Raw genomic sequence first — 26802 nt, 5'->3', positions numbered from 1 at the left:
TTTTAAGATTGTTTACGGCCAAAAATGAAATACGCAATAGGACCGGCACTCGCCACAAACACAATCACCAAAGCCCAAACCCACTTCACTTCTCCCCTGATTCTCGATGGATCTCTTTTCAGCAAATCAAACAAACCAATCACCATTAAAATCGCTTGCAGCAAAATGAGAGGTAAAATCATCTTCATGTCCATCACGCCACTCCCTTTTCAAACGCCAATTTGTTTTGATATCACTTCTTATGACGACATCAAGAGGGAATTCGTTCAAATGGATTTTATTTTTATTGGTCGAATGGTCTATAAATATAAAAAAGCCCAGTGAAGGCACCTTCACTGGGCTTACGTGTTATAGATGTTTATGATGAACCTCGCAAAATCTTTTCCATCTTCTTTCCTTTCGCTAATTCATCAATTAGCTTATCCAGATAACGAATGTTTTTCATGGTTTCTTCCTCAATATCCTCCACCCGAACACCACAGATGACCCCTTTGATTAAACTGCGGGAATGATGCAGCTCAGGAGCCTCAGAAAAAAAGGTTTCAACGTCTATCTGTTTGTTCAACTGTTCCTGTAACTCTTCTGGACTGTACCCTGTTAACCAACAAATAATCGTATCGACTTCAGCCTTCGTTTTTCCCTTTCTTTCCACCTTTGCGATATAGAGAGGATAGACTTTTGCGAAGCTCATTGTATAGATTTTAGGTTTGTTCATGTGTTTTTCTCTCTTTCTTTGTTAAATATTCAACCTGTATTGCCTTCTCTACGTGCCGCTCTCTTAGTATGCCTATTCCCTTTTTATTACCCGCATCTTTTTTGAAAGACCTATATTTATGAAATTGAACGAAACAGAATCCTAGAAATACACAAATCGGTCCTTCGACGGTAGCAGGACCACCAATCAACAAATAAGAGCTAATAAACAATGCGATATAAACGATGAAGAAAAAAGCAATTCCCCATTTTTCCTTTTTTAAATATTTACTCATAATGACTCCGCTCCCTTGAAGATGTACGATCTTATCGAATCTATCTTTCATTTTAATTAGTTCTTTAGACACAAAAATACCCCTTTAGACAATTATATCTAAAGGGGTATCAAAAATCCGAGATTTTATTTAAACCTACTCCACCGTCACACTCTTCGCAAGGTTACGTGGTTTATCCACATCACACCCGCGGTGAAGTGCTGCGTAGTAAGCGATTAGCTGTAATGGAACAACAGATGCAAGTGGTGCAAGTGCTGGGTGTACAGCTGGAAGGACGAAACGGTCGCCTTCGTCTTCTAAGCCTTTTAGTGAGATGACACATGGGTTTGCGCCGCGTGCAACGACTTCTTTGACGTTACCGCGAATGCTGAGGTTCACGTGCTCTTGCGTTGCAAGGGCAATGACTGGTGTGCCTTCTTCAATTAAAGCAATTGTGCCGTGTTTGAGTTCTCCGCCAGCAAAGCCTTCTGCTTGGATGTAAGAGATCTCTTTTAGTTTGAGTGAACCTTCAAGGCACACATAGTAATCAAGTCCTCTTCCGATAAAGAATGCGTTACGTGTCACTGTGAAGAAGTCACGAGCGATTTGTTCCATTTCATCCTTTTGATCGACAAGGGCTTCCATTGCGTTTGCTACAATCCCAAGCTCTTTCACAAGATCAAAGTCAAGAGATTGACCATTTAATTCAGCTGCAACAGATGCAAGGATCGCAAGAACAGCGATTTGCGCTGTGTAAGCTTTTGTTGAAGCCACTGCGATTTCTGGTCCTGCATGAAGAAGCAATGTGAAATCCGCTTCACGAGAAAGCGTAGATCCTGGTACGTTTGTGATTGTTAATGCTTTATGACCAAGCTCTTTGACTTGAACAAGTACAGCACGGCTGTCCGCAGTCTCCCCAGATTGAGAAAGGAAGATGAACAACGGTTTTTTCGATAGAAGCGGCATGTTGTAAGAGAATTCACTTGCTACATGGACTTCTACAGGTACTTTTGCCCAGTCTTCAATATATTGTTTACCAACAAGTCCTGCATGGTAGCTCGTTCCACAAGCCACAATGTAAATGCGGTCTGCTTCTGCTACTGCGCTTGCGATATCGCCAGCGACTGACAGCTTACCGTTTTCGTCTTGATATTCTTGGATGATTTTGCGCATGACAAGCGGCTGCTCATCCGTTTCTTTTAACATGTAGTGAGGATATGTGCCTTTCTCGATGTCGCTTGCATCTAGCTCAGCGATATAAGAAGGACGTGTCATGATATCACCGTCAAGGTTTTTGATGATCACCTCGTCTTTTGTGACAATGACCATTTCTTTATCCATTAATTCCGCATATTCGTTTGTTACTTGAAGCATCGCCATTGCGTCAGAAGCGACAACGTTGAAATCTTCTCCGAAACCAACCAATAATGGGCTTTTGTTTTTCGCCACATAGATTGTTTCTTTGTTTTCGTTATCGAAAAGGGCAATTGCGTAAGAGCCTTTTAGTTGAAGAAGCGTTTGACGGAAAGCTTCCTCTGTATCAAGACCTCTGTTCACAAATTGTTCGATGACTTGAACAACAACCTCTGTATCTGTGTCGCTTTTTAGTGTGACGTCTTGTAAATATTCACGTGTCAATTGTACATAGTTCTCGATGACACCGTTATGAACAAGCGTAAAACGGCCAGAAGCACTTTGATGCGGATGCGCGTTTAGATGGCTTGGTACACCGTGTGTTGCCCAGCGTGTATGTCCGATTCCAGCTGAAGATGCTACGTTTGCATCAACAACTTCACGAAGCTCAGCGATACGTCCTTTTTCTTTGAACACATGCACGCCTTCTTCGTTTGCCACAGCGATACCTGCAGAGTCATACCCACGGTACTCAAGCTTCTCTAAACCTTTTAATAAGATTTCCTTCGCATCATTCTGACCAATATAACCTACGATTCCACACATAAATATTCTTCCTCCCGTTAATGTGAAAGGGACAAAGAAAGCCTACTACAATAGAAGGGACATTTCTTCGTCCCTCTCTACATGTTTAATTTGGGAGATCATGTGTATTCCCTTTGTACAAAGAGTCACCTCTTTGCTTTAAAGAAACACTTACGGCTGTGATCTCTTTTTTGATCAGCCGGGAGGCATCCGCCGAAAATTCGATAACCTCCATCCTCGTCAACTAAGCATCTTTCGTCCGATCGCTTAGTTCGGGCGCTATAATTATAAGAGAGTTTCTGAACATCTACCCTGCCTTTCCTGATAGAATAAAAATCCAGTAACACAAGGATGATTGTACTATAAGGTCTGACCTCCGTCAATCACAATTTAGCGGGTGATCCCTTTCAAGAAAGTAAGACCTCCATACACTATATGCGATGAGGCTTGTCACGTTCTACCTTTGATGTGCTCTCCTATGTATGAAGACAACAGTTAATTGCCCTCGCGTATAAGATTCGTACAAATCCATCCATTTATGACGTTTATTCGAAAAAAAAGCAAACCGCTGCTAGCGATTTGCTTTGATATCTATTACTCAATACCCATTTCTTCCTTCACAACAGCCGTAATTCGAGTCACATATTCATCACATAGCTCTTTTGTTTTCGCCTCTGCCATGACACGTACAAGCGGCTCTGTTCCAGATGGACGAACAAGAATACGGCCGTCACCGTTCATCTCTTTTTCAACCTCTTGAATCACTGCTTTTACCTTTTCATTTTCTTCTACTTTATATTTATCAGACACTTTCACATTCACTAGTAGCTGCGGGAATTTCTCCATTTCAGCCGCAAGCTCTGACAATGTTTTTCCTGTTGCTTTGAGTGTGTTGACAAGCATGATTGCAGAAAGCATGCCATCACCTGTCGTATTGTAATCAAGGAAAATCAAGTGGCCTGATTGCTCACCGCCGACATTATACCCATCCTTTTTCATCGCTTCAACCACATAGCGGTCACCAACAGCGGTTTGGATGCTCTTAATGCCTTGTTTCTCAAGCGCTTTATAGAAACCTAGGTTACTCATGACCGTAGACACGACCGTGTCATCCTTTAATCGACCTTCGCCCTTCAAATAACGTGCACATATGTACATAATTTGATCGCCGTCTACAATATCACCTTTTTCATCGACAGCAATCAGACGGTCACCGTCACCATCAAACGCAAGACCAATATCTGCACCCTTCTCCTTCATAAAAGCAGAAAGCGCCTCTGGATGAGTTGAGCCTACACCATCATTGATATTCAATCCGTTTGGTGATGTTCCCATTGTGGACACATCCGCATCTAAATCCGCAAATAAATGTGTCGCTAGAGAAGAGGTTGCACCATGTGCACAGTCAAGCGCCACGTGAATACCTGTGAAATCCTCGTCTGCTGTCTGCTTCAAGAATTGCAAGTATTTCTGACCGCCTTCAAAGTAGTCATTTACTGTTCCAAGATCCGCTCCAACTGGGCGTGGCAATTGATCGACCGGCTGATCCATCAGCTGCTCAATTTCATTCTCCTGTTCATCAGACAGCTTAAAGCCGTCACCGCCAAAGAATTTAATTCCGTTATCTTGAACTGGGTTGTGAGAAGCAGAAATCATGACACCCGCTTCTGCGTCCATTGCTTTCGTTAAATAAGACACTCCAGGTGTTGAGATCACACCCAGACGCATTACTTCAGCCCCAATTGAAAGTAAGCCTGCAACGAGCGCTCCTTCTAACATATGACCGGATACACGTGTGTCTCGCCCAACGAGTACCTTTGGACGTTCTTTATCCTTCGTGAGCACATAGCCGCCAAATCTCCCAATTTTAAATGCGAGCTCTGGCGTTAATTCGCTATTCGCCACACCCCTTACACCATCAGTTCCAAAGTACTTGCCCATGTTTCAATCGCTCCTTTTTTACCATTCAAGAGGACGCTTCGTCCTCTTTTTTATCTTCTTTGATCCGCTGTCTTTGACTTGATTCTTTCTTTGCTTTATCTTGCGTGGATTCTTCTTTGCTTTTCTCTTCCTGATCATCGTCATCAGAAGATGGCTTCTTCTGATCATTTGTAGACGCTGGCTGATCTTCTGTCTCAGTAGAAGTCAATTTCACTTTGACCTTTGATCTCGATAATGTCCACGTCACATTTTGAGGACCGTTCACTTGAATTGTGACCTCATGTGTTCCTTCGTTCAAGTCCCCGACATTGATATAGGCTTCAACATCTGAAGCCTTTAGTTTATCAATCGCACTCTTTGATCCCTTTGCTGTTAACGTAAGCCGTCCAGAAGATGGGCTCACAAAATCAGAGGTGAGATCCTTGCTCAGACCTACGACAGAAATTGGTACATTATCGATCTTTTTTTCTTGAGCTGTAGCAACCTTCACTTTGATCTTCACCGTTTCGGGTGATACCTTTTTCACACCATCTGGCAGGGGAATATCGACATCAATCTCCGTATCATCTTTGATCTTGCTTAGGTCCAGCTTGACGCCATCAATAAAATCAAGCGAATCCAGCACTTTTTGAGAGCCGTACACTGTGACCTCACTCGGGCTTGTCTCAATACTTGAGATACTGATCCCATCCGGCAAACTGCCAGTCCGCTCTATTTTAAACGGAACCTTTTTGCTTGGACTTGAGATGGGAACTGTAATATTCACAACAGACGGACTCAATTCGACTGGCAGCTCATTCCCACTGCTATCATACACAGTGAGCTTCGCTTCCTTTTCAATTTGCTGATCGACATCCTCTAGGTTCACAAATGCTTTAATGACAGAAATTTTGTCGATCACGTCTTTTGAACCTGTGACTGTGACTTTTTTCGGATTCACAATAGGCTGTTCAGGTGAATAGCCGTCTTTGATTTTATTTTGATTATAAAATTCGGTTTCAACAGGAAATTCTGCTGTTGTTTTTTCTTGTATCGTCACCGTCGTCACAGATGGGTTGATCGATAGCGTGAGTCCCTTTGATACATCTCTTGCCTTCAGCTCCACTTTATGAGTACCTGTGGATAAATTCTGCATATCTGCATATATTTCAAAGTTCTTTGTTTGTCTTGCTGTTTTCACAGCACTCGTTGACCCTTTAATCGTCACATTGACTGTTTGCGGCACACCAGTGACGACGTACTTCTCGTCATCATAATACGCTTTAACAGGAATATCGGTTAAGGTCGCTTCATCTGTCGTCGATGTTGGGAAAAAGGATTCACCGATTTTTTTCGGCGTGGGCGCTTGCGCTGAATTGACTGCACCATACAGCAATAAAGCGAAGACCAATGCAAAAAGCTTTACGGCCCAGCGATTATTCAAAATCTTATCCATTTTTCTTGCCCCTCCAATACCATTTGGTCGAGGAAGCATCTTTGCTGTTCTTACTAAATTCAGCAATCAGCATTTCTTCAAGCGCTTCTTCTGTCAATTCTCGGTGGAGATCACCATTTCTCGCGACAGAAATGCCGCCTGTCTCCTCAGAAACGATGACGGTCAAGCTGTCTGTCACTTCGCTAATTCCGACTGCCGCCCGGTGACGCGTCCCTAGTTCCTTAGAGATAAAAGGACTTTCTGACAGCGGTAAATAACAAGCCGCAGCTGCAATCTCATCACGCTTCATAATGACAGCACCGTCATGAAGCGGTGTATTTGGAATGAAAATATTAATGAGCAGCTCTGAACTCACCTTTGCATTCAAAGGAATTCCAGTCTCTATGTAATCATTCATCCCAGTATCACGCTCAATTGTCAGCAGCGCGCCGATTCTGCGTTTTGCCATATAGTTAATTGCTTTTGTAATTGCCTCGATCGTTTTCTGCTGCTGTTCCTCTACAGGTGTCCCGCTTCTTGAGAAGAAACGGCCGCGCCCAAGCTGCTCAAGCGCTCTCCTTAGCTCTGGCTGAAAAATAATAATGATCGCAAGGAATCCCCACGTAATCGCTTGATCCATCAGCCATTGAAGTGTGTTAAGACCGAGATACGCACTTCCCATCCTGACGAGAACAATGACCACAATTCCCTTTAAAAGCTGAACCGCTTTTGTTCCGCGGATGACCATCATTAATTTATATATCACATACCAAACAACGAGAATATCAACAGCATTACCGAGGTACTGCAAAATAGGAATATCCCCTAAAGCCATTTCCTCGTCCTCCAGAATTTTCAGTTATTCTTCGTTTGATGCATTTTTGATAAAAAAAGAGCCTATGTGTAAATACATAGCGTGGCTATTATATCACATTTTGTTTCAGCAAGGAAAACAGTTGCCATATATGGCTGGCCTGCTAGCTCGCATACATTCTGACCTATAATATAGAAAAAGAGCAGCTCCTAAAGAGACTGCTCTCGACCCGTATAATTACTTTTGCTCCTCTGGTCCAATGACCCGCATCACATTTTGTGCTGTAGATTTCATTTTGTACCAAATCCAATCAAACACTTCATTAATTTCATTAATTTGACCAGTGACTTGTCCGGCAGAAGCAGTCAGCTGTTCCCCATTGACGACGGTGACATTTCCATCAACCTTGCCTTCTACAATCAACTTGCCATTTTTGACAGTGACATCACCTTTTACGGTTTCCCCTTTAGGTACGGTCACTGTATCATTTACAACGACGAGATTCGGCTGCTTCGACACACTGAAATTATGATCCGTATTCCAGCTTGTAAACAGACTGCCTCCCATCAAAATGAGAAAGAGGGCAGCGGCCACCATCAGCGGATGAGCTTTGATCCATCTTTGAACCGACACACGCTTTTTTTCCTTTGGAAGACCTGCCATCACCTTTGCAGTGAAATCAGTCGGTGCTTCTATATGAGATGTACTCTGCACAAGCGCGATGGATTTCTCAATTTGTTGAAAATGAGTACGGCACTCCTCACACGATTGCAGATGGCTTTTTAATTCTTTTTCGTCTTGGGGCTCAATGTCCCCGTCTAAATACTGATGCATAAGCAGGACGATTTTTTCCTGACAGCTCATCAAAATCACCTCACTCAAAGGTCTCTCAACTGTTTCCGGAGAGCCTCTCTACCCCTGTGTATTCTCGTTTTCACCGTACCAACAGGTATATTTAGAATCTCACTAATTTCTTTTAACGAGAGTTCATCAATATACTTTAATACGATGACCGAACGATATTTATCGGGTAATCTTAGAATTTTTTGCTGAATGGTACTCGATAATTCAAGAGACACCACCTCTTCCTCTGGCAAAATGCCATCAGCAGCAATTTGAGAATACATATTCAATCCTTCTGTTCCTGCCACCTCTGCATCTAAATAATAATCCGGCTTTTTTTTGCGAATACGATCGATGGTCAGGTTGGTTGCAATGCGGTACAGCCACGTAGAAAACTTACGATTCACATCAAAGCTTTCAATATTCACATAGGCACGAATAAACGCCTCCTGTGCAATATCCTCTGCTTCGTGTGCATTCCCAAGCATACGGTAGCACAGCTGATAAATTTTGTCTTTATACAGGTCTACGATGTCTGCAAATGCGTTCTGGTCGCCTTTTTTCACTTGCTTAATTCTCTTTTTAATCATTGTGTCCATAGTATATTCAACCTCTGCCTTCACCGGTCTTTATGTATACGAACCTCTTTCCAAAAGGTTTCATTCTCCTCTAAAAAATAGTGTAACAAATTTTTGACAGCGTGTTACGCATATCCACTGGTAAAAACCTTAATATATCCTTAAATTTTCCGAAAATAAAAAAGAACGGGAACAAATCCCGCTCTACAATAGTTTTTCGCCCATTAACGATCCAATTAATGCAACAGCTGCTTCGGCTGTTTTATTTTTTTCATCCAAAACCGGGTTCACCTCAACAAATTCAGCTGAAGTCAAAATACCGGCTTCTTCTAAAAGCTCCATAGCAAGATGACTCTCCCGGTAGCTAATGCCGCCTGCCACAGGAGTTCCTACACCAGGACACTCGGCTGGATCTAATCCATCTAAATCAAGAGACAGGTGGACACCATCTGTTCTTTCCTTTAAATATGCAATCGCTTCCTCCATCACCCTTGTCATCCCTAAACGATCTATTTCATGCATCGTATACACTTTAATGCCTTTATCTCTAATCAACGCCCGCTCTCCTTCATCTAAGGATCGAGCACCAATTAAAACAACATTCTCAGGCTTCAATTTTGGAGAATAGCCGCCAATATTCGTTAAATCCGCATGGCCAAGGCCAAGACTGACTGCAAGCGGCATACCATGTATATTTCCAGAAGGAGAGGTTTCCTCTGTATTTAAATCACCGTGTGCATCATACCAAATGACACCTAAGTTTTCATAGTGCTTCGATACCCCCGCAAGTGTGCCAATGGCAATGCTGTGATCACCGCCTAAAATGAGCGGGAATGAGCCTGATTGCACAATACTGTCAACCTTCTCAGCCAGCAGCTGATTCGCACCAGCATTCTCCGTTAAATTCTTTAGCTTTTCACTTGTATATAAACCTTTTTCATCATCTCTTTGTTCAACCGGGATATCCCCGAGATCCTCCACATCAAATGAAAGCGATTCCAATTTTTCTTTTACGCCTGCACACCGAATCGCACTTGGTCCCATATCGACACCCCTTCTCATTTGACCCAAATCCATCGGAACCCCGACAAGCGTGACCTTCTTTTGATCTCCCATATGTACATCCCCTTTCCGTTCATGCTTATATTTTACTTTCTCGGTGCCTTCTGACTCAACTCAACAATATTTTGAATAGTTATACATTCCGCCTGCCAACATAAAAAAAGACACCTTTTTGAAAAAGGTGTCTTAACTGGGCTAGCTGGATTCGAACCAACGCATGACGGAGTCAAAGTCCGTTGCCTTACCGCTTGGCTATAGCCCAAGAATGGTGGAGGGGGGCGGATTCGAACCGCCGAACCCGGAGGGAGCGGATTTACAGTCCGCCGCGTTTAGCCACTTCGCTACCCCTCCACATATGAAATTGATAAAGAAAAAACAGTGCCGGCAAGAGGACTTGAACCCCCAACCTACTGATTACAAGTCAGTTGCTCTACCAGTTGAGCTACACCGGCATATGGTGGAGGATGACGGGCTCGAACCGCCGACCCTCTGCTTGTAAGGCAGATGCTCTCCCAGCTGAGCTAATCCTCCACATCAATGGTGACCCGTACGGGATTCGAACCCGTGTTACCGCCGTGAAAGGGCGGTGTCTTAACCGCTTGACCAACGGGCCAATTTGTCAAGTTTGACTGTTTCCGTGAAGCTGACAAAAGTTATTATATACAGGTTGTCCCCCTTTTGTAAAGGGGATTTTTATTTTTTTTATTTTCTAACTATTTACCTTTGATTAGCACCACTTTTTCACTGAAATATAATTTCAGTATTTAAATATAATGTTGAAATTTCATATCATACTGAATATACTGAAAATGAAGAAATAAGGAGGAATGTCGCATGCAGCTATCTCAATTGCGTTCTTTGACAACAGAATCAAGAAATCCTAACACAATGGGAATATCACAAGCAGATCCACTCGAAATGCTCCAGATGATTAATGAAGAAGATATGAAGGTCGCTCAAGCAGTGAACCGTGTCCTACCACATGTCAAAACAGCAAGTGACTTCGCCTATGAATCCATCTCAAATGGGGGCAGACTCGTTTATTTAGGAGCCGGGACAAGCGGCAGACTTGGCGTGATGGATGCTGTCGAATGTCCCCCTACCTATAGCGTCTCACCTGATGTGATTGTCGGCATCATGGCAGGCGGAGACTCTGCTTTTTCACATGCTGCCGAAGATGTGGAAGACAGTGAAGAAGCCGGCAAACAGGATTTAGTACACATTCGCCTGACATCAAAAGATACAGTCGTCGGTATCGCCGCCAGCGGTAGGACACCCTACATCATCGGCGCTTTAAACTACGCTAAATCCATCGGCGCAAAAACAGTAGCCCTCAGCTGTAATGAACAAGCAAAAATTAGCGAACTGGCAGACTGCGCCATTGAAGTCATTGTAGGACCTGAAGCCATCACCGGGTCAACACGAATGAAAGCCGCATCCGCTCATAAAATGATTTTAAATATGCTTTCCACCTCTGTCATGATCAGACAAGGAAAAGTATATGAAAACCTGATGGTTGATGTAAAAGTCAGCAATCATAAATTAAAAGAACGCGCCATCACCATCATTCAACATGTGACAAACGCTCCCTACGAACAAGCCGTGAAAACGCTTGAAGCGGCAGACTTAGAAGTCAAAACTGCCATCGTCATGCTCCAAACAAACACAGATAAGAAAACAGCCAAGGATTTGCTCAACAAAACGAATGGTCATATCGACAAAGCCATCTCACACCATCAATCCTAAAGGAGGCAGAGCTCATGTCAGCAGGTGGACTCACCCTACTACACACAATGAAAGCAAAGCTCCCCCAATCTGAAAAAATCATTGCAGACTATATCCTTGCCCATCCTGACAAAGTCATTAAAAGCACAGTACATGAGATCAGTCAGGCAGCCGGTGCAAGCAGCTCTGCAGTCATCCGCCTTTGTAAATCTCTCGGTCTAGATGGCTATCACGATTTAAAAATGCGAATCGCTGGAGACTTGATGCATAACGATAAACAAGGCTACCGTGATATCGAACAAGATGAACCAATTCAGTCCATTATTCAAAAAACAGCAGGAAACTCGATTCAATCGATTAAGGATACTGCTTCTATTTTAAATGCAGATGCGTTAGAAAAGGCTGTTCAATTACTGCTGCATGCAAACCAAATCCATTTTATCGGCGTCGGTGCATCTGGCATCGTCGCAGCGGATGCCCAACAGAAATTTCTCAGAATCAATTATGCAGCGACTGCCTTCACTGACATGCACATCGCATCAACGGTTATCGCAAATGCAGGAAAGAATGACATCGTGTTCGGTATATCCTTTTCAGGAGAAACGTTAGACATCATTCAAGCCCTTCAGCTCGCAAAAGACAATCAAGTCAAAACCATTGCCTTGACGCATCCAGGTCAAACAAGCGTTTCTGCCTTATGTGACGTTCACCTATCGACGTCCGGTTCCAATGAAGCACCTTTTCGCAGTGCAGCCACTTCCTCTAGAATGGCACAGCTCTACTTAATTGATGTCTTGTTCCTCAGCTTAGCTTCCCGTCAATATGAAGAGACAGCGCAATATATTGATAAAACAAGACATGCCATCCGCTCCATGAAACGAAAAACAAAGGGGGATTCAACATGAGTCATCAAACGAAATATCAGCAGTTGGCGAAAGACATTCTTTCTCTCTGTGGTGGTTCTGAAAACATTTCTTCCCATACACATTGTATGACGCGTCTCCGAATTACACCGATTGACAATGAACAAGTTCAGATCAATGCAATCAAAGAACTCGATGGCGTCATTGGAGTCGTCGAGGCAGAAACGCTGCAAATTATCTTAGGTACTGGTGTCGTCAACCAAGTATCAAGTGCATTTGAACAACTGCTAAATGCCTCTGGCTCCTATGATTTAAACAACGAAGCACAAAAAAACAAGCAAGCCATTTCACAAAAGAACCGCACACCGTTCAAGCTGTTCTTGCGACGAATTGCCAGCATTTTCATTCCTATCATTCCAGCACTCGTTGCATCAGGTCTTATTACAGGGATTACAAAAGCAATCGTGCAAGCGGGCTGGCTTGATGAAAAATCTCAAGCGGCGATCATTTTAACCGTTATTGGTTCAGGCTTGTTCGCATATCTCGGTATATTAGTCGGAACAAATGCCGCAAAGGAGTTTGGGGGCTCTCCTGCATTAGGCGCATTAGCTGGAATCCTCATTATTAACCCAGCCTCCGCAGACATTATGCTATTTGGCACAAATATTCTACCGGGCAGAGGCGGACTTATCGGTGTTCTTCTAGCCGCCATCTTTATGGCACTTGTGGAAACAAGAATCAGACGCTTCGTCCCGCAATCACTTGATATCATCGTCACACCAACCATCACACTACTTATTACAGGCATTTTTACGTACGTTGTCTTCATGCCAGTCGGCGGATTTATATCGGATGCCATTACCTCAGGATTAACTTATCTATTAAATATGGGCGGAATCTTCGCTGGATTTGTTCTTGGTGCGACCTTCCTTCCACTTGTTGTAACAGGACTTCACCAAGGACTGACACCGATTCATATGGAACTCATCAATTCCATAGGAGATGACCCGCTTTTGCCGATTCTTGCTATGGGCGGTGCAGGACAGGTAGGTGCCGCATTCGCCATTTATATGAAAACAAAAAAGAAAAAACTCAAAAGAGCTATCGCCGGTGGACTTCCTTCAGGGATGCTCGGCATTGGTGAACCACTCATTTTCGGTGTCACACTCCCACTAGGACGACCATTTCTCACCGCTTGTCTTGGCGCTGGAATCGGCGGAGCATTTCAAGCCTACTTCCAAATTGCAACGAAGGCGATTGGTGTATCAGGTCTCCCATTAACCTTTATTGTTCACACACATCAAATGCTTCTTTACTTAATCGGACTCTTCATTGCATATGTCGCTGGATTTATTTTCACCTACTTATTTGGTTTTCATGATGATATGGCTGTTGAATTTGAGGAAAAATAAGCAATAGGAGGTCTAACTCTTGAAGAAATACTTTCTCTTTATGACAAGTCTGCTCATGCTCCTTGGATTACCAGCACAAACATTTGCAACTAGCTCCCATCCTGTATCGTCTTTGTCTAAAACAGCACCTGAAGAATACCCCGTCTTAAAAAAGGCAAAACGACCGGAACAAGTTGGTTTTTCTTCTAGGCAGCTTAGGAAGGTTGATCACATGATTCAAAACGATATCAAAGCAGGATTTCCAGGAGCCGCACTCATCATTATCAAAGACGGAAAAATCGTCCACCAAAAAGCCTATGGCTACAGGCAAAAATACGAAGGCACAACGGAACTCAAATCCTATAAGAAAATGAAAAAGAATACTCTGTTCGACTTAGCATCCAATACCAAAATGTATGCGACCAACTATGCCCTGCAAAAGCTTGTCTACGAGAAAAAACTGAATGTGAATGAAAAAATACAAGCCATCCTGCCAGATTTTAAAGATGAACCAGATGCAAAGGTAACCGGCAAAGATCAGCTCCGTGTAAAAGATCTTCTGACCCATTCTGCCGGACTCCCTTCCAGTGTTTTATTTTATAGCAAAGAAGCAGCCGGCACCTTTTTCTCTCAAGATAGAAAGACAACGATGAAATGGCTGCCGAAGGTGCCTCTGCAATACAAACCAGGCACCCAGCACATTTATAGTGACATTGATTACATGCTGTTAGGCATGATCATTGAGAAAAAAACAGGCATGCCTCTTGATCAATATGTAGAGTCAACAATCTATCGGCCGCTAGGTCTCAAGCACACAATGTTCAATCCACTGCAAAAAGGATTCAAACCGAAGCATTTTGCAGCAACCGAACGTTTAGGTAATTCGCGAGATGGTGTCATTGATTTTGAAAACATTCGCAGATACACCCTGCTAGGCGAAGTCCATGATGAAAAAGCATTCTACTCAATGGCAGGTATCTCTGGTCATGCTGGACTTTTCTCTAACATATCAGACATGGCCGTGCTGCTCCAGCTCATGCTGAACAAAGGAGGCTATGGAAAAACAACCATCTTTGATCAAGCTTCTATCAATCTCTTTACAGCCTCTTCTGATACAAACCCAACATACGGGCTAGGCTGGCGAAAAAACGGTCATACTGACATGGAATGGATGTTTGGAAAATATGCAAGTAACGAAGCCTATGGACATACTGGCTGGACCGGAACGATGACATTGATTGATCCAAAACATAATCTAGGTATCGTCTTGCTGACAAATAAGAAACATTCGCCTGTCGTTTCACCTGAAACCAACCCAAATCAATTTGAAGGTGACCTTTTCCCAACTGGCACTTATGGAAGCATCATGACCGCCATCTACGAATCTTTTAAGTAAAAGGAGGAATTCGATGTTAAAAGCACTTTTCCCCGCTGCTTTGGTTTTAGCTCTGCTAACCTCTTCCATTCCAACGGAAAAGGTTAGCTCTGCCCCTCTTTCAACCGCAAAACAAATGGTACAAAACATGTCTTTGGATGAAAAGATAGGTCAAATGCTTATGCCAGACTTTCGTAATTGGCAAACAAAAGATGAATCCGCACCTACAGGCTTAACAAAGATGAATAAAGAAGTATCCCATCTTGTAGAAAAATATCATCTAGGCGGTGTCATCTTATTTGCGGAGAATGTCGTTGATACGAAACAAACCGTCAAACTCACCCATGAATTTCAAAAAGCATCACCAAAGATTCCATTACTCATTTCAATTGATCAAGAAGGTGGAATCGTCACAAGATTACAAAAGGGAACACATTTCCCAGGAAATATGTCGATTGGTGCCTCTAGAAGCACGAAAAATGCATACGACACAGGGAAAATCATCGGTAAGGAATTAAACGCACTAGGGATCAATACAAACTTCTCTCCTGTGCTAGATGTGAATAATAACCCAAACAACCCCGTCATTGGTGTCCGTTCCTTTAGCTCTGACCCTGCCCTTGTCACAAGGCTTGGCCTTCAAACCATGAGGGGACTTCAAAAGGAGAAGACGATTTCGACACTCAAGCATTTCCCGGGACATGGTGATACAGCCGTCGATAGTCACTACGGCTTGCCGCTCGTAGAACATGATCTAGATCGTTTAAAAAAAGTTGAACTCTATCCATTTCAACAAGCCATCAACGCTGGTGCGGATATGGTCATGACCGCTCATGTTCAATTTCCCGCCATTGATGATACAACATATAAAAGCAAAAAAGATGGCGAGGACATTATGGTTCCAGCAACCTTATCGAAAAAAGTCATCACACACTTATTAAAAGAAGAGATGGGCTTTCAAGGTGTTGTCGTAACAGACGCCCTAAATATGAAAGCGATTGCAGATAACTTCGGACAGGAAGAAGCCGTAGTGATGGCCATTAAGGCTGGCGTCGACATCGCCCTCATGCCAGCACCAGTCACCTCTCTTAAAACTGAGAAAAACCTTGAGAATGTGTTCAATGCTGTAAAACAGGCAATTGTAAAGAAAGAAATTCCGATGTCTCAAATCAACGAATCTGTTGAAAAAATTCTTCAATTGAAGATCAAACGAGGCATCATTTCTTCCAAAAAACCTATCACCCTTGAGAAAAAAATCAAAAAAGCCACTCAAGTCGTTGGGAAAAAATCGCACCGGAAAGCAGAACAAAAAATGGCGCGTGAAGGGATCACCCTGCTTAAAAACAACGATAAGACCCTACCCTTCAAGCCTAAAAAGAATGATAAAATCTTGGTCATGGCACCTTACGAAGATCAAACAAAAGCCATGTCTGTCACAATTGACTCTCTGATCAAACAAAAAAAGATCAAACCTGTACGTATCCAATCATATGCTTTTGCGGATAAGACCTTCAACAAAGAAACAGCCAGACTCATACAAGATGCTGACTATGTGATTACCGGCTCATACGTTGTCCAAAATGATCCAGCTGTGAATGATGGTGTGATTGATGACAATGTACAGGACCCGAAAAAATGGGCTACTGCTTTCCCGCGTGCTGTCATGAAAGAAGCTGCAGCACAAAACAAAAAAATGGTCATCATGAGCCTAAGAAACCCTTACGATGCTGCAAATTTTGAGGAGGCGGATGCCTTACTAGCTGTTTACGGTTTTAAAGGCTACTCAAACGGACAATTCAACCAGCCAAATATTCCTGCTGGGTTAGAAGTCATATTTGGCACTGCATCACCTAAAGGCAAACTACCTGTAGATATCCCATCTGTCACTCATCCAAATCAAACCCTATATCCATTCGGCTATGGACTCAACTTGAAAGGGAAACAGATCAAATAGGAGGGATTCTCTTGAAAAAAACAGCAAGCTTCATACTCGCAAGCATTCTCATTATGAGCACATTGACCGCCGCCTCCCCCGCAAGCCAAGAACGAACAGATACAAAAGGAAAAAAGGCAGCAGTCAAAACAGGGATTGAAACACTACTCTCAGGCAACCTTTCATGGTTAAAAGGGAAAAGGGTCGGCCTCATTACGAACCCAACTGGTATTGATGCAAATATGAAAAGCAGTGTCGATCTCCTATTTGAGCATCCAAATATTAAGCTTACTGCTCTATATGGACCTGAACATGGTGTGCGCGGCGATGCACAAGCAGGAGAAGGCGTCGAATCCTATACCGATGAAAAAACAGGTCTTCCTGTTTACTCACTCTATGGAAAAACAAGAAAACCAACGCCTGACATGCTCAAAAATGTAGATGTCTTGCTGTTTGATATCCAAGATGTTGGCACTCGTTATTACACCTATATTTACACGATGGCCTATGCGATGGAGGCCGCTAAAGAAAACAACATTCCCTTTGTTGTCCTAGACCGTCCAAACCCTATTGGCGGACTAAAAGTAGAAGGCCCTGTATTAGAACCTGAGCACGCTTCATTTGTAGGGCTCTATCCAATACCATTAAGACATGGGATGACCACTGGTGAACTAGCAACATTCTTTAACAAAGAGTTTCATATCAATGCTGATGTCACAGTCATCAAAATGAAAAATTGGAAGCGTTCCATGACGTTTGATGACACGAAGCTGCCGTTCGTCCTTCCTTCACCTAACATGCCGACAGTGGATAGTACCTTTGTATATCCCGCCACAGGATTAATTGAAGGCACAAATGTCTCTGAAGGCAGAGGAACAACAAAACCGTTCGAGCTCATTGGCGCTCCGTATATCAATAGCAATGAGCTAGCAGATCATCTAAATCAATTAAAACTAAAGGGTGTGAAATTTAGACCCGTATCATTCACCCCCACTTTTTCTAAACATGCAGGGAAGCTATCACACGGTGTGCAGCTATACGTCACAGACCGCTCTTCATTCGAAGCGGTAAAAACAGGGTTATCCATCATCAAAGCCATACATGATTTATATCCAAAAGACTTTGAGTTCCTTCAAACAGGCAGCTTTGATAAACTCATCGGGAATGGTTGGATCAAAGAAGAAATCAATCAAGGTACTTCTGTCAAACACATCATGAAGCGCTATCATCACGACCTCAAATCGTTCGAAAAGAAACGGAAGAAATATCTCATCTATTAATTCGCAAAAAGACCTCCATCTCATAGGATGGAGGTCTTTTCATGATAAAGATTTAGTCACAGCAGGTGCCTTCAGCTCAAATCGATTGAGTAAAAAACCAAACAAGGCAGCAAGTACTTGCTGAAACAGCATGCCAATCACAACAGGGACAGCAACAGCAGGCGGGAAAAAGCTAATAGCAAGCACAGCCCCAGCACTAATATTTCTCATGCCGCCTGTATACACAATGGCCACAATTTCCCCTTGAGTACATTTCATCACCTTTCCAATCAACCACGCAAAAGCATACCCACTCATCGCAATGAAAAAGACAGTCGCTGCTTTGCTAAAAAATGCAGCATCCAGTTCACGCAAATATGGGGCGACAACAGAACTGTTAATCGATACGACAACAAACAAGCCTAATTTTGAAAAAGGAGCCAGGGTCTGACTCATTGTTTTCGTCACCGATGGCTTTGCATACTGACGAACGAGCATCCCTAAAATAGAGGGCAGCACCACCATACCGAACAGCCCTTTCATGATCGCCACCATGTCCATATGGACCTGTGTACCGACGAAAAGTGACAAGCTTACTGGCACAATCAATGGCGAAAGCAATGTATCAATTAAAATGATAGATAGCGTTAACCCGACATTCCCTTTATACATCGCCGCCCATATTAAACTAGACACACCTGTTGGAATCACCATCGCAAGAGTCAAACCGGTGATCGTCATAGAATCGCCCGCAAATATCAAATGCCCCGCTGACCAAGCATAAAGAGGCATCAGCACATGCAAAATCATAAACGATAAAATCAAAGGCAATGGGTGCATTACCGTATGCTTTAAAGCCGAAAAAGTAGAAGACAAACTCCCTGCAAAGGTCATAACAGCAAATACCCATGGCACCAAAAACGTAAAATCCTTTAAATAGGCCGCCAATAAAACACCGAATAACACACTAATAGGCGTAATAAGCGGCATCATCCGGCCGAGCACTTGGTTCAAACGCACAAGCATGCCGGCCACCTCCATCCTTCACTTTCTACCCTTTCTATTGTAACAAACAGAAAGAACTTATTAAGAACTATTCACCTGTTTCACAAGATTTCGACTTTGTATATCCATTCCAACTACGTCTACTTGTACGCCAGCTGCTTGAAACTTTTCCTTTACACGTTCTATCGCTGGAGATCTTTCCCTGATGAACACTTGGATGAAGCGTCTTTTAGAACGATCAATAAAATGAAACATCGAACTGAATAAAGACAAACAAAAAAAACCCCTATATAAAGGGGCTTTTGGTTTATTAACGTAATAATTGAAGTACGTTTTGTGGCTGTTGATTCGCTTGTGCAAGCATAGCTTGAGAAGCTTGAGAAAGAATGTTGTTCTTAGTGAATTCACTCATTTCTTTAGCCATGTCAACGTCACGAATACGAGACTCAGCAGCCGTTAAGTTTTCAGCAGATGCACCCAAGTTGTTAATAGTGTGCTCTAGACGGTTTTGTACTGCACCAAGTTTTCCACGTTGAGCAGATACTTGGTTAATAGCTGCATCAACAATACTTAGTTGAGTATCAAAACCAACATCAGTAGCATCTGCTGCATTATCAGCAAACTTTCTTACATCGATGTCTTTAATAGCTTGATTCGCTACAATCCCATTAGCATCTTTAACTCCCAATGCATCTGTACTCATTTTATCAATATGAACTGAAATTTGTTGAGTTGCGTTAGCACCGATTTGGAACACTAAAGCATTACCACTTGCTGGGACTGCAGGTGTACCGTTATCATCTGGATCATCTGGATCTCCCGGAATTGCCGGTGTTCCTGGGGTTCCTTTAAACGTACCATCTAATAATTTTTTACCATTGAACTCTGTACGATTTGAGATACCATCTACTTCTTCTTGTAAAGCTTCAATTTCATCTTGGATAGATTGAAGGTCAGACTCTTTATCCTGCGTACCAGTGTTTCCAGCTTGAACCACTAGTTCACGTACACGTTGAAGGATCGAGTGAGTTTCAGTCAATGCACCCTCAGCTGTTTGGATAAGAGAGATACCGTCCTGTGCGTTTTTAGATGCCATTTCTAATCCGCGGATTTGTCCACGCATTTTCTCAGAGATTGCAAGACCAGCTGCGTCATCTCCTGCTCGGTTGATTTTGAGACCAGAAGAAAGCTTCTCCATGTTCTTTTGGCTCGCACCGTTGTTTGCAGACAAACGGTTTAATGTGTTAAGTGCTGCGATATTGTGGTTAATTCTCATTTCTTATTACCTCCATGTAATTTTTTTCGAGAGCTTATCTGTTAAGTCCATTTGGATGAGAAGCTCTTCCTTAGAATTTCCGATTTCTAAGGCATGTGTATAGTAGTAACGCAGAGCACCTTTTGGCTCTCTAACTTTACTACCATATGTAACACCAGTTATGGCAATAATCATGAAATCTCCTTCTTTTAATGCTCACCATAACAATGAGTATTGTGTTACCTACTATAGACAGACCTACCATATATTTTAGTTTGTGGAAATTGTTAATTTCACAAATTCGACACATTTAACAAGCATATAAGGATGATAAAATTTAACCAACTGCGTTTTATGGCATATTAAGTAAAATGAAAATAATATATTACGAAAACAGGAGGAGAAACATGATTAGTGTAAAACCGTGTGGAAACAACACTTTTTCGTATACACTAGAATCACTCGATAAAGTAACAGAGAAAAGAAAAAGGATTTTAAGAGAAGGATTCACTTCAAAAGAAGAACAATGAAAGTTGCGAAAGCAAAAGAATTGCAGCTCCACGGATTTTCAAACGATGAAAAATAAACATCAAAAAAGCCCCTATTCTCTATGGTCAGGGGCTTTACTTTTTTCATTTTTTCAATGCTTTTTGAAGAGCTGCTTTTGTTTTCGATCCGTTCCATCTCTTATGTGGCACAACGTTGGCCAATGAAATGCCTTGCTCTGTCATCAGCTGGACGAATTAGCATTGTGCGTTCTCTCAACTACCTTTTCAAATTTAAATACATGGTGGGAGCGATTCGTAAAAAGGCACAATATAAGAAAATTCATTTGCATGATATGCATCATACTCATGCTAATATGCTATTAAATCAAATCGGCAAAATGCCTGGGTTTAATATCAAATCTGTCTCTCAGCGTTTAGGTCATGCGGAAGCTATAACAAACTTATTGCAAATTCGATAATTGGCCCCTAATTTGTCCTCAAGCAATTAAAAAAGGACATAAAAAAAAGCCTTCTCATCATCGAGAAACCTTGTCAGATCAACATTTAGAGGAAAGCTTCCAAGCGGGCTCGAACCGCTGACCTCTTCCTTACCATGGAAGTGCTCTACCTACTGAGCTATGGAAGCATGGCTCCGCAGGTAGGACTCGAACCTACGACCGATCGGTTAACAGCCGATAGCTCTACCACTGAGCTACTGCGGAATGATAAAGTAACTTCTTCCATTGGAAGGATATAAACAAAAAGCTTGGCGGCGTCCTACTCTCACAGGGGGAGACCCCCAACTACCATCGGCGCTGAAGAGCTTAACTTCCGTGTTCGGTATGGGAACGGGTGTGACCTCTTCGCTATCGCCACCAAACCTGATGGAGAGAATGTTCTCTCAAAACTAGATAACAATGTTCAAACTTCACATTAGAATATAGGTTAAGTCCTCGATCTATTAGTATCTGTCAGCTCCACGTGTCACCACGCTTCCACCTCAGACCTATCAACCTGATCATCTTTCAGGGATCTTACTTCCTTGCGGAATGGGAAATCTCATCTTGAGGGGGGCTTCATGCTTAGATGCTTTCAGCACTTATCCCGTCCGCACATAGCTACCCAGCGATGCCCTTGGCAGAACAACTGGTACACCAGCGGTGCGTCCATCCCGGTCCTCTCGTACTAAGGACAGCTCCTCTCAAATTTCCTGCGCCCGCGACGGATAGGGACCGAACTGTCTCACGACGTTCTGAACCCAGCTCGCGTACCGCTTTAATGGGCGAACAGCCCAACCCTTGGGACCGACTACAGCCCCAGGATGCGATGAGCCGACATCGAGGTGCCAAACCTCCCCGTCGATGTGGACTCTTGGGGGAGATAAGCCTGTTATCCCCGGGGTAGCTTTTATCCGTTGAGCGATGGCCCTTCCATGCGGAACCACCGGATCACTAAGCCCGACTTTCGTCCCTGCTCGACTTGTAGGTCTCGCAGTCAAGCTCCCTTGTGCCTTTACACTCTGCGAATGATTTCCAACCATTCTGAGGGAACCTTTGGGCGCCTCCGTTACATTTTAGGAGGCGACCGCCCCAGTCAAACTGCCCACCTGACACTGTCTCCCTGCCCGATAAGGGCAGCGGGTTAGAAGGTCAATACAGCCAGGGTAGTATCCCACCGATGCCTCCACCGAAGCTAGCGCTCCGGTTTCCAAGGCTCCTACCTATCCTGTACAAGCTGTACCAACATTCAATATCAGGCTGCAGTAAAGCTCCACGGGGTCTTTCCGTCCTGTCGCGGGTAACCTGCATCTTCACAGGTACTATAATTTCACCGAGTCTCTCGTTGAGACAGTGCCCAGATCGTTGCGCCTTTCGTGCGGGTCGGAACTTACCCGACAAGGAATTTCGCTACCTTAGGACCGTTATAGTTACGGCCGCCGTTTACTGGGGCTTCAATTCGCACCTTCGCTTACGCTAAGCGCTCCTCTTAACCTTCCAGCACCGGGCAGGCGTCAGCCCCTATACTTCGCCTTACGGCTTCGCAGAGACCTGTGTTTTTGCTAAACAGTCGCCTGGGCCTATTCACTGCGGCTTCTCGGGGCTTTAACACCCTAAGAAGCACCCCTTCTCCCGAAGTTACGGGGTCATTTTGCCGAGTTCCTTAACGAGAGTTCTCTCGATCACCTTAGGATTCTCTCCTCGCCTACCTGTGTCGGTTTGCGGTACGGGCACCTCTCACCTCGCTAGAGGCTTTTCTTGGCAGTGTGGAATCAGGAACTTCGCTACTAAATTTCGCTCGCCATCACAGCTCAGCCTTCACGGGAAACGGATTTGCCTATTTCCCAGCCTAACTGCTTGGACGCGGATATCCAATACCGCGCTTACCCTATCCTCCTGCGTCCCCCCATTGCTCAAATGGTGAGGAGGTGGTACAGGAATATCAACCTGTTGTCCATCGCCTACGCCTTTCGGCCTCGGCTTAGGTCCCGACTAACCCTGAGCGGACGAGCCTTCCTCAGGAAACCTTAGGCATTCGGTGGACGGGATTCTCACCCGTCTTTCGCTACTCATACCGGCATTCTCACTTCTAAGCGCTCCACCAGTCCTTCCGGTCTGACTTCACAGCACTTAGAACGCTCTCCTACCACTGTTCGTAAGAACAGTCCGCAGCTTCGGTGATACGTTTAGCCCCGGTACATTTTCGGCGCAGAGTCACTCGACCAGTGAGCTATTACGCACTCTTTAAATGGTGGCTGCTTCTAAGCCAACATCCTGGTTGTCTAAGCAACTCCACATCCTTTTCCACTTAACGTATACTTTGGGACCTTAGCTGGCGGTCTGGGCTGTTTCCCTTTCGACTACGGATCTTATCACTCGCAGTCTGACTCCCAAGGATAAGTCATCGGCATTCGGAGTTTGACTGAATTCGGTAACCCGGTAGGGGCCCCTAGTCCAATCAGTGCTCTACCTCCGAGACTCTTACCTTGAGGCTAGCCCTAAAGCTATTTCGGAGAGAACCAGCTATCTCCAGGTTCGATTGGCATTTCACCCCTACCCACACCTCATCCCCGCACTTTTCAACGTGCGTGGGTTCGGGCCTCCATTCAGTGTTACCTGAACTTCACCCTGGACATGGGTAGATCACCTGGTTTCGGGTCTACGACCACGTACTCATGCGCCCTATTCAGACTCGCTTTCGCTGCGGCTCCGCATCTTCTGCTTAACCTTGCACGGGATCGTAACTCGCCGGTTCATTCTACAAAAGGCACGCCATCACCCTTTAACGGGCTCTGACTACTTGTAGGCACACGGTTTCAGGATCTATTTCACTCCCCTTCCGGGGTGCTTTTCACCTTTCCCTCACGGTACTGGTTCACTATCGGTCACTAGGGAGTATTTAGCCTTGGGAGATGGTCCTCCCGGATTCCGACGGAATTTCACGTGTTCCGCCGTACTCAGGATCCACTCTGGAGAGAACAACATTTCAGTTACAGGGCTGTTACCTTCTTTGGCGGGCCTTTCCAGACCTCTTCGCTTATATCGTTCCTTTGTAACTCCGTATAGAGTGTCCTACAACCCCAAGAGGCAAGCCTCTTGGTTTGGGCTGTTCCCGTTTCGCTCGCCGCTACTCAGGGAATCGCATTTGCTTTCTCTTCCTCCGGGTACTTAGATGTTTCAGTTCCCCGGGTATGCCTTCTCATACTCTATGTATTCAAGTATGGATACTACTCCATTACGAGCAGTGGGTTTCCCCATTCGGAAATCTCCGGATCAAAGCTTGCTTACAGCTCCCCGAAGCATATCGGTGTTCGTCCCGTCCTTCATCGGCTCCTAGTGCCAAGGCATCCACCGTGCGCCCTTTCTAACTTAACCATTTCTTACTTTAGAAAGAATCACTATGTGTGATGAACTTTGCATTGCATTCAATGTGAATGTATTACTTATTGTTATCTAGTTTTCAAAGAACAATCCTGTCTCGCTAGAGACATGTCTTGAAGGAATGATCCTTCAAAACTAAACAAGACGAAAACGCACGCTGCTCCATATATCCTTAGAAAGGAGGTGATCCAGCCGCACCTTCCGATACGGCTACCTTGTTACGACTTCACCCCAATCATCTGCCCCACCTTCGGCGGCTGGCTCCATAAAGGTTACCTCACCGACTTCGGGTGTTGCAAACTCTCGTGGTGTGACGGGCGGTGTGTACAAGGCCCGGGAACGTATTCACCGCGGCATGCTGATCCGCGATTACTAGCGATTCCAGCTTCACGCAGTCGAGTTGCAGACTGCGATCCGAACTGAGAACAGATTTATGGGATTGGCTAAACCTTGCGGTCTCGCAGCCCTTTGTTCTGTCCATTGTAGCACGTGTGTAGCCCAGGTCATAAGGGGCATGATGATTTGACGTCATCCCCACCTTCCTCCGGTTTGTCACCGGCAGTCACCTTAGAGTGCCCAACTAAATGCTGGCAACTAAGATCAAGGGTTGCGCTCGTTGCGGGACTTAACCCAACATCTCACGACACGAGCTGACGACAACCATGCACCACCTGTCACTCTGTCCCCGAAGGGAAAGCCCTATCTCTAGGGTTGTCAGAGGATGTCAAGACCTGGTAAGGTTCTTCGCGTTGCTTCGAATTAAACCACATGCTCCACCGCTTGTGCGGGCCCCCGTCAATTCCTTTGAGTTTCAGTCTTGCGACCGTACTCCCCAGGCGGAGTGCTTAATGCGTTAGCTGCAGCACTAAGGGGCGGAAACCCCCTAACACTTAGCACTCATCGTTTACGGCGTGGACTACCAGGGTATCTAATCCTGTTCGCTCCCCACGCTTTCGCTCCTCAGCGTCAGTTACAGACCAGAGAGTCGCCTTCGCCACTGGTGTTCCTCCACATCTCTACGCATTTCACCGCTACACGTGGAATTCCACTCTCCTCTTCTGCACTCAAGTTTCCCAGTTTCCAATGACCCTCCCCGGTTGAGCCGGGGGCTTTCACATCAGACTTAAGAAACCGCCTGCGAGCCCTTTACGCCCAATAATTCCGGACAACGCTTGCCACCTACGTATTACCGCGGCTGCTGGCACGTAGTTAGCCGTGGCTTTCTGGTTAGGTACCGTCAAGGTGCGAGCAGTTACTCTCGCACTTGTTCTTCCCTAACAACAGAGCTTTACGATCCGAAAACCTTCATCACTCACGCGGCGTTGCTCCGTCAGACTTTCGTCCATTGCGGAAGATTCCCTACTGCTGCCTCCCGTAGGAGTCTGGGCCGTGTCTCAGTCCCAGTGTGGCCGATCACCCTCTCAGGTCGGCTACGCATCGTCGCCTTGGTGAGCCATTACCCCACCAACTAGCTAATGCGCCGCGGGTCCATCTGTAAGTGACAGCCGAAACCGTCTTTCATCCTTGAACCATGCGGTTCAAGGAACTATCCGGTATTAGCTCCGGTTTCCCGGAGTTATCCCAGTCTTACAGGCAGGTTACCCACGTGTTACTCACCCGTCCGCCGCTAACATCCGGGAGCAAGCTCCCTTCTGTCCGCTCGACTTGCATGTATTAGGCACGCCGCCAGCGTTCGTCCTGAGCCAGGATCAAACTCTCCGAAAAAGTACAAAACCGAAGTTTTGTTTTTCGTCAGCGTTTGACTGACTACCTATGATATAACATAGGATTTTTTATAAAAACTCGAATTAACAGGTACGTTTTGTCTTGTTTAGTTTTCAAAGATCATCTTCGCCGTTCTTAGCGGCTTTAATAATATAACATTTCGCTTCATCTTATGTCAACAACTTTTTTCAAGTTTATTTCCCGAAGCGTTTTGTGTTTGTCACAGTGTGTCAGCGACGAATAATAATATATCACGAAAACTTTCTATTGGTCAACGCCTTTTCAAAACTTTTTTTGAAATAGTTTTATCGTGCATCTCAAACCCTTGTCCTGCATACAATCAAGTA

The 26802-nt window shown here is 44.3% G+C and carries 21 protein-coding genes, 7 tRNA genes and 3 rRNA genes; 7 read left to right on the top strand and 24 right to left on the bottom strand.

Annotation, left to right across the window (positions count from 1 at the left end):
• Positions 1-2 precede the first annotated feature (2 nt).
• From MHB83_RS06005 to MHB83_RS05935, 15 genes are all read right to left on the bottom strand, one after another.
• Complete coding sequence (locus MHB83_RS06005; RefSeq protein ID WP_003217265.1) at positions 3-194, bottom strand: PLD nuclease N-terminal domain-containing protein; 192 nt, start codon at positions 192-194, stop codon at positions 3-5.
• A gap of 164 nt (positions 195-358) precedes the next feature.
• The gene (locus MHB83_RS06000; RefSeq protein ID WP_268459827.1) at positions 359-715 is read right to left on the bottom strand and encodes a DUF2200 domain-containing protein; all 357 of its coding nucleotides are present in this window, start codon (positions 713-715) and stop codon (positions 359-361) included.
• Positions 702-1061: a hypothetical protein gene (locus tag MHB83_RS05995; protein WP_050943441.1), complete on the bottom strand. Its 360-nt coding sequence runs from the start codon at positions 1059-1061 to the stop codon at positions 702-704. The genes MHB83_RS06000 and MHB83_RS05995 overlap by 14 nt, the downstream gene beginning before the upstream one ends.
• A 63-nt stretch (positions 1062-1124) precedes the next feature.
• Positions 1125-2927, bottom strand: coding sequence for a glutamine--fructose-6-phosphate transaminase (isomerizing) (gene glmS / locus MHB83_RS05990; protein WP_008360582.1), 1803 nt, complete (start codon positions 2925-2927; stop codon positions 1125-1127).
• 573 nt (positions 2928-3500) lie between these two features.
• Positions 3501-4847: a phosphoglucosamine mutase gene (gene glmM, locus MHB83_RS05985; RefSeq protein ID WP_044139154.1), complete on the bottom strand. Its 1347-nt coding sequence runs from the start codon at positions 4845-4847 to the stop codon at positions 3501-3503.
• A gap of 25 nt (positions 4848-4872) precedes the next feature.
• Positions 4873-6282, bottom strand: a complete 1410-nt coding sequence (locus MHB83_RS05980; RefSeq protein WP_342496717.1) for a YbbR-like domain-containing protein — start codon at positions 6280-6282, stop codon at positions 4873-4875.
• Positions 6275-7096: a diadenylate cyclase CdaA gene (gene cdaA / locus MHB83_RS05975; protein WP_003217057.1), complete on the bottom strand. Its 822-nt coding sequence runs from the start codon at positions 7094-7096 to the stop codon at positions 6275-6277. The genes MHB83_RS05980 and cdaA overlap by 8 nt, the downstream gene beginning before the upstream one ends.
• A gap of 216 nt (positions 7097-7312) precedes the next feature.
• Positions 7313-7939, bottom strand: a complete 627-nt coding sequence (rsiW, locus tag MHB83_RS05970; protein ID WP_034664492.1) for an anti-sigma-W factor RsiW — start codon at positions 7937-7939, stop codon at positions 7313-7315.
• Between the two features lie 14 nt (positions 7940-7953).
• The gene (sigW, locus tag MHB83_RS05965; RefSeq protein ID WP_034664426.1) at positions 7954-8517 is read right to left on the bottom strand and encodes an RNA polymerase sigma factor SigW; all 564 of its coding nucleotides are present in this window, start codon (positions 8515-8517) and stop codon (positions 7954-7956) included.
• A gap of 183 nt (positions 8518-8700) precedes the next feature.
• The gene (gene rocF / locus MHB83_RS05960) at positions 8701-9612 is read right to left on the bottom strand and encodes an arginase (protein WP_050943445.1); all 912 of its coding nucleotides are present in this window, start codon (positions 9610-9612) and stop codon (positions 8701-8703) included.
• Between the two features lie 136 nt (positions 9613-9748).
• Positions 9749-9820: transfer RNA gene (locus MHB83_RS05955), tRNA-Gln, on the bottom strand.
• 4 nt (positions 9821-9824) lie between these two features.
• A tRNA-Tyr gene (locus MHB83_RS05950) sits at positions 9825-9909 on the bottom strand.
• Between the two features lie 28 nt (positions 9910-9937).
• Positions 9938-10010, bottom strand: a tRNA-Thr gene (locus MHB83_RS05945).
• A 3-nt stretch (positions 10011-10013) separates the two neighbouring features.
• Positions 10014-10089 (bottom strand) — tRNA-Val (locus MHB83_RS05940).
• Between the two features lie 7 nt (positions 10090-10096).
• A tRNA-Glu gene (locus tag MHB83_RS05935) sits at positions 10097-10171 on the bottom strand.
• A gap of 221 nt (positions 10172-10392) precedes the next feature.
• On the opposite strand from MHB83_RS05935, the gene murQ reads away from it, so the two are divergent.
• From murQ to MHB83_RS05905, 6 genes are read left to right on the top strand one after another with little or no spacing between them, the layout of a single operon-like run.
• A complete protein-coding gene (gene murQ / locus MHB83_RS05930; RefSeq protein ID WP_342496716.1) occupies positions 10393-11304 on the top strand; it encodes an N-acetylmuramic acid 6-phosphate etherase in 912 nt (303 codons plus the stop codon).
• A gap of 14 nt (positions 11305-11318) precedes the next feature.
• Positions 11319-12188 (top strand): MurR/RpiR family transcriptional regulator, encoded by an 870-nt coding sequence (locus MHB83_RS05925; protein WP_050943449.1) that lies wholly within the window; start codon positions 11319-11321, stop codon positions 12186-12188.
• Complete coding sequence (locus tag MHB83_RS05920; protein WP_058015147.1) at positions 12185-13558, top strand: PTS transporter subunit EIIC; 1374 nt, start codon at positions 12185-12187, stop codon at positions 13556-13558. Before MHB83_RS05925 ends, MHB83_RS05920 begins: the two co-directional genes overlap by 4 nt.
• A 19-nt stretch (positions 13559-13577) precedes the next feature.
• Complete coding sequence (gene pbp4b, locus MHB83_RS05915) at positions 13578-14933, top strand: penicillin binding protein PBP4B (RefSeq protein ID WP_342496715.1); 1356 nt, start codon at positions 13578-13580, stop codon at positions 14931-14933.
• 13 nt (positions 14934-14946) lie between these two features.
• Positions 14947-16866 carry a glycoside hydrolase family 3 protein gene (locus MHB83_RS05910; RefSeq protein WP_342496714.1) on the top strand — a complete coding sequence of 640 codons (1920 nt, stop codon included), beginning with the start codon at positions 14947-14949 and terminating at the stop codon, positions 16864-16866.
• A gap of 11 nt (positions 16867-16877) precedes the next feature.
• Positions 16878-18125: a DUF1343 domain-containing protein gene (locus tag MHB83_RS05905; protein ID WP_342496713.1), complete on the top strand. Its 1248-nt coding sequence runs from the start codon at positions 16878-16880 to the stop codon at positions 18123-18125.
• A gap of 39 nt (positions 18126-18164) precedes the next feature.
• Here the strand turns inward: MHB83_RS05905 and MHB83_RS05900 are convergent, their stop codons facing one another.
• From MHB83_RS05900 to MHB83_RS05885, 4 genes are read right to left on the bottom strand one after another with little or no spacing between them, the layout of a single operon-like run.
• Positions 18165-19130 (bottom strand): bile acid:sodium symporter family protein, encoded by a 966-nt coding sequence (locus MHB83_RS05900; RefSeq protein ID WP_050943457.1) that lies wholly within the window; start codon positions 19128-19130, stop codon positions 18165-18167.
• 60 nt (positions 19131-19190) lie between these two features.
• Positions 19191-19382, bottom strand: coding sequence for a hypothetical protein (locus MHB83_RS05895; protein ID WP_212046754.1), 192 nt, complete (start codon positions 19380-19382; stop codon positions 19191-19193).
• A 37-nt stretch (positions 19383-19419) separates the two neighbouring features.
• A complete protein-coding gene (hag, locus tag MHB83_RS05890) occupies positions 19420-20385 on the bottom strand; it encodes a flagellin Hag (protein ID WP_212046753.1) in 966 nt (321 codons plus the stop codon).
• A 6-nt stretch (positions 20386-20391) separates the two neighbouring features.
• Positions 20392-20559: a hypothetical protein gene (locus MHB83_RS05885; protein ID WP_212046752.1), complete on the bottom strand. Its 168-nt coding sequence runs from the start codon at positions 20557-20559 to the stop codon at positions 20392-20394.
• Between the two features lie 212 nt (positions 20560-20771).
• Here MHB83_RS05885 and MHB83_RS05880 point away from each other — a divergent pair, with 212 nt between their 5' ends.
• Complete coding sequence (locus MHB83_RS05880) at positions 20772-20894, top strand: hypothetical protein (RefSeq protein ID WP_267875493.1); 123 nt, start codon at positions 20772-20774, stop codon at positions 20892-20894.
• Between the two features lie 531 nt (positions 20895-21425).
• Here MHB83_RS05880 and MHB83_RS05875 read toward each other — a convergent pair.
• The 5 genes from MHB83_RS05875 to MHB83_RS05855 all read right to left on the bottom strand — a co-directional run bounded on the left by MHB83_RS05875 (position 21426) and on the right by MHB83_RS05855 (position 26455).
• Positions 21426-21498, bottom strand: a tRNA-Thr gene (locus tag MHB83_RS05875).
• 1 nt (position 21499) lies between these two features.
• Positions 21500-21574: transfer RNA gene (locus tag MHB83_RS05870), tRNA-Asn, on the bottom strand.
• Between the two features lie 42 nt (positions 21575-21616).
• A 5S ribosomal RNA gene (rrf, locus tag MHB83_RS05865) occupies positions 21617-21732 on the bottom strand.
• 61 nt (positions 21733-21793) lie between these two features.
• Positions 21794-24724: ribosomal RNA gene (locus tag MHB83_RS05860) — 23S ribosomal RNA — on the bottom strand.
• Between the two features lie 182 nt (positions 24725-24906).
• Positions 24907-26455 (bottom strand): 16S ribosomal RNA (locus tag MHB83_RS05855).
• Together the 16S, 23S and 5S rRNA genes with 2 tRNA genes alongside form the textbook arrangement of a ribosomal RNA operon.
• Positions 26456-26802: the final 347 nt, after the last annotated feature.

Origin of the sequence: Bacillus sp. FSL K6-3149 (assembly GCF_038630515.1) — a bacterium.
Classification (GTDB): domain Bacteria; phylum Bacillota; class Bacilli; order Bacillales; family Bacillaceae; genus Bacillus; species Bacillus pumilus.
Note: the sequence above shows the minus strand (reverse complement) of the source record. Positions and strands in the feature narration are given on the sequence as shown.

Bases quoted from the DNA above. Each gene is read 5' to 3' on its own strand.
- MHB83_RS05910 (WP_342496714.1), top strand. From the start codon at position 14,947: ATGTTAAAAGCACTTTTCCCCGCTGCTTTGGTTTTAGCTCTGCTAACC.
- MHB83_RS05885 (WP_212046752.1), bottom strand. From the start codon at position 20,559: ATGATTATTGCCATAACTGGTGTTACATATGGTAGTAAAGTTAGAGAG.
- MHB83_RS05900 (WP_050943457.1), bottom strand. From the start codon at position 19,130: ATGCTTGTGCGTTTGAACCAAGTGCTCGGCCGGATGATGCCGCTTATT.
- MHB83_RS06000 (WP_268459827.1), bottom strand. From the start codon at position 715: ATGAACAAACCTAAAATCTATACAATGAGCTTCGCAAAAGTCTATCCT.
- cdaA (WP_003217057.1), bottom strand. From the start codon at position 7,096: ATGGCTTTAGGGGATATTCCTATTTTGCAGTACCTCGGTAATGCTGTT.
- rsiW (WP_034664492.1), bottom strand. From the start codon at position 7,939: ATGAGCTGTCAGGAAAAAATCGTCCTGCTTATGCATCAGTATTTAGAC.
- rocF (WP_050943445.1), bottom strand. From the start codon at position 9,612: ATGGGAGATCAAAAGAAGGTCACGCTTGTCGGGGTTCCGATGGATTTG.
- MHB83_RS05925 (WP_050943449.1), top strand. From the start codon at position 11,319: ATGTCAGCAGGTGGACTCACCCTACTACACACAATGAAAGCAAAGCTC.
- hag (WP_212046753.1), bottom strand. From the start codon at position 20,385: ATGAGAATTAACCACAATATCGCAGCACTTAACACATTAAACCGTTTG.
- murQ (WP_342496716.1), top strand. From the start codon at position 10,393: ATGCAGCTATCTCAATTGCGTTCTTTGACAACAGAATCAAGAAATCCT.
- sigW (WP_034664426.1), bottom strand. From the start codon at position 8,517: ATGGACACAATGATTAAAAAGAGAATTAAGCAAGTGAAAAAAGGCGAC.
- MHB83_RS06005 (WP_003217265.1), bottom strand. From the start codon at position 194: ATGGACATGAAGATGATTTTACCTCTCATTTTGCTGCAAGCGATTTTA.
- MHB83_RS05920 (WP_058015147.1), top strand. From the start codon at position 12,185: ATGAGTCATCAAACGAAATATCAGCAGTTGGCGAAAGACATTCTTTCT.
- glmS (WP_008360582.1), bottom strand. From the start codon at position 2,927: ATGTGTGGAATCGTAGGTTATATTGGTCAGAATGATGCGAAGGAAATC.
- MHB83_RS05980 (WP_342496717.1), bottom strand. From the start codon at position 6,282: ATGGATAAGATTTTGAATAATCGCTGGGCCGTAAAGCTTTTTGCATTG.
- MHB83_RS05880 (WP_267875493.1), top strand. From the start codon at position 20,772: ATGATTAGTGTAAAACCGTGTGGAAACAACACTTTTTCGTATACACTA.
- glmM (WP_044139154.1), bottom strand. From the start codon at position 4,847: ATGGGCAAGTACTTTGGAACTGATGGTGTAAGGGGTGTGGCGAATAGC.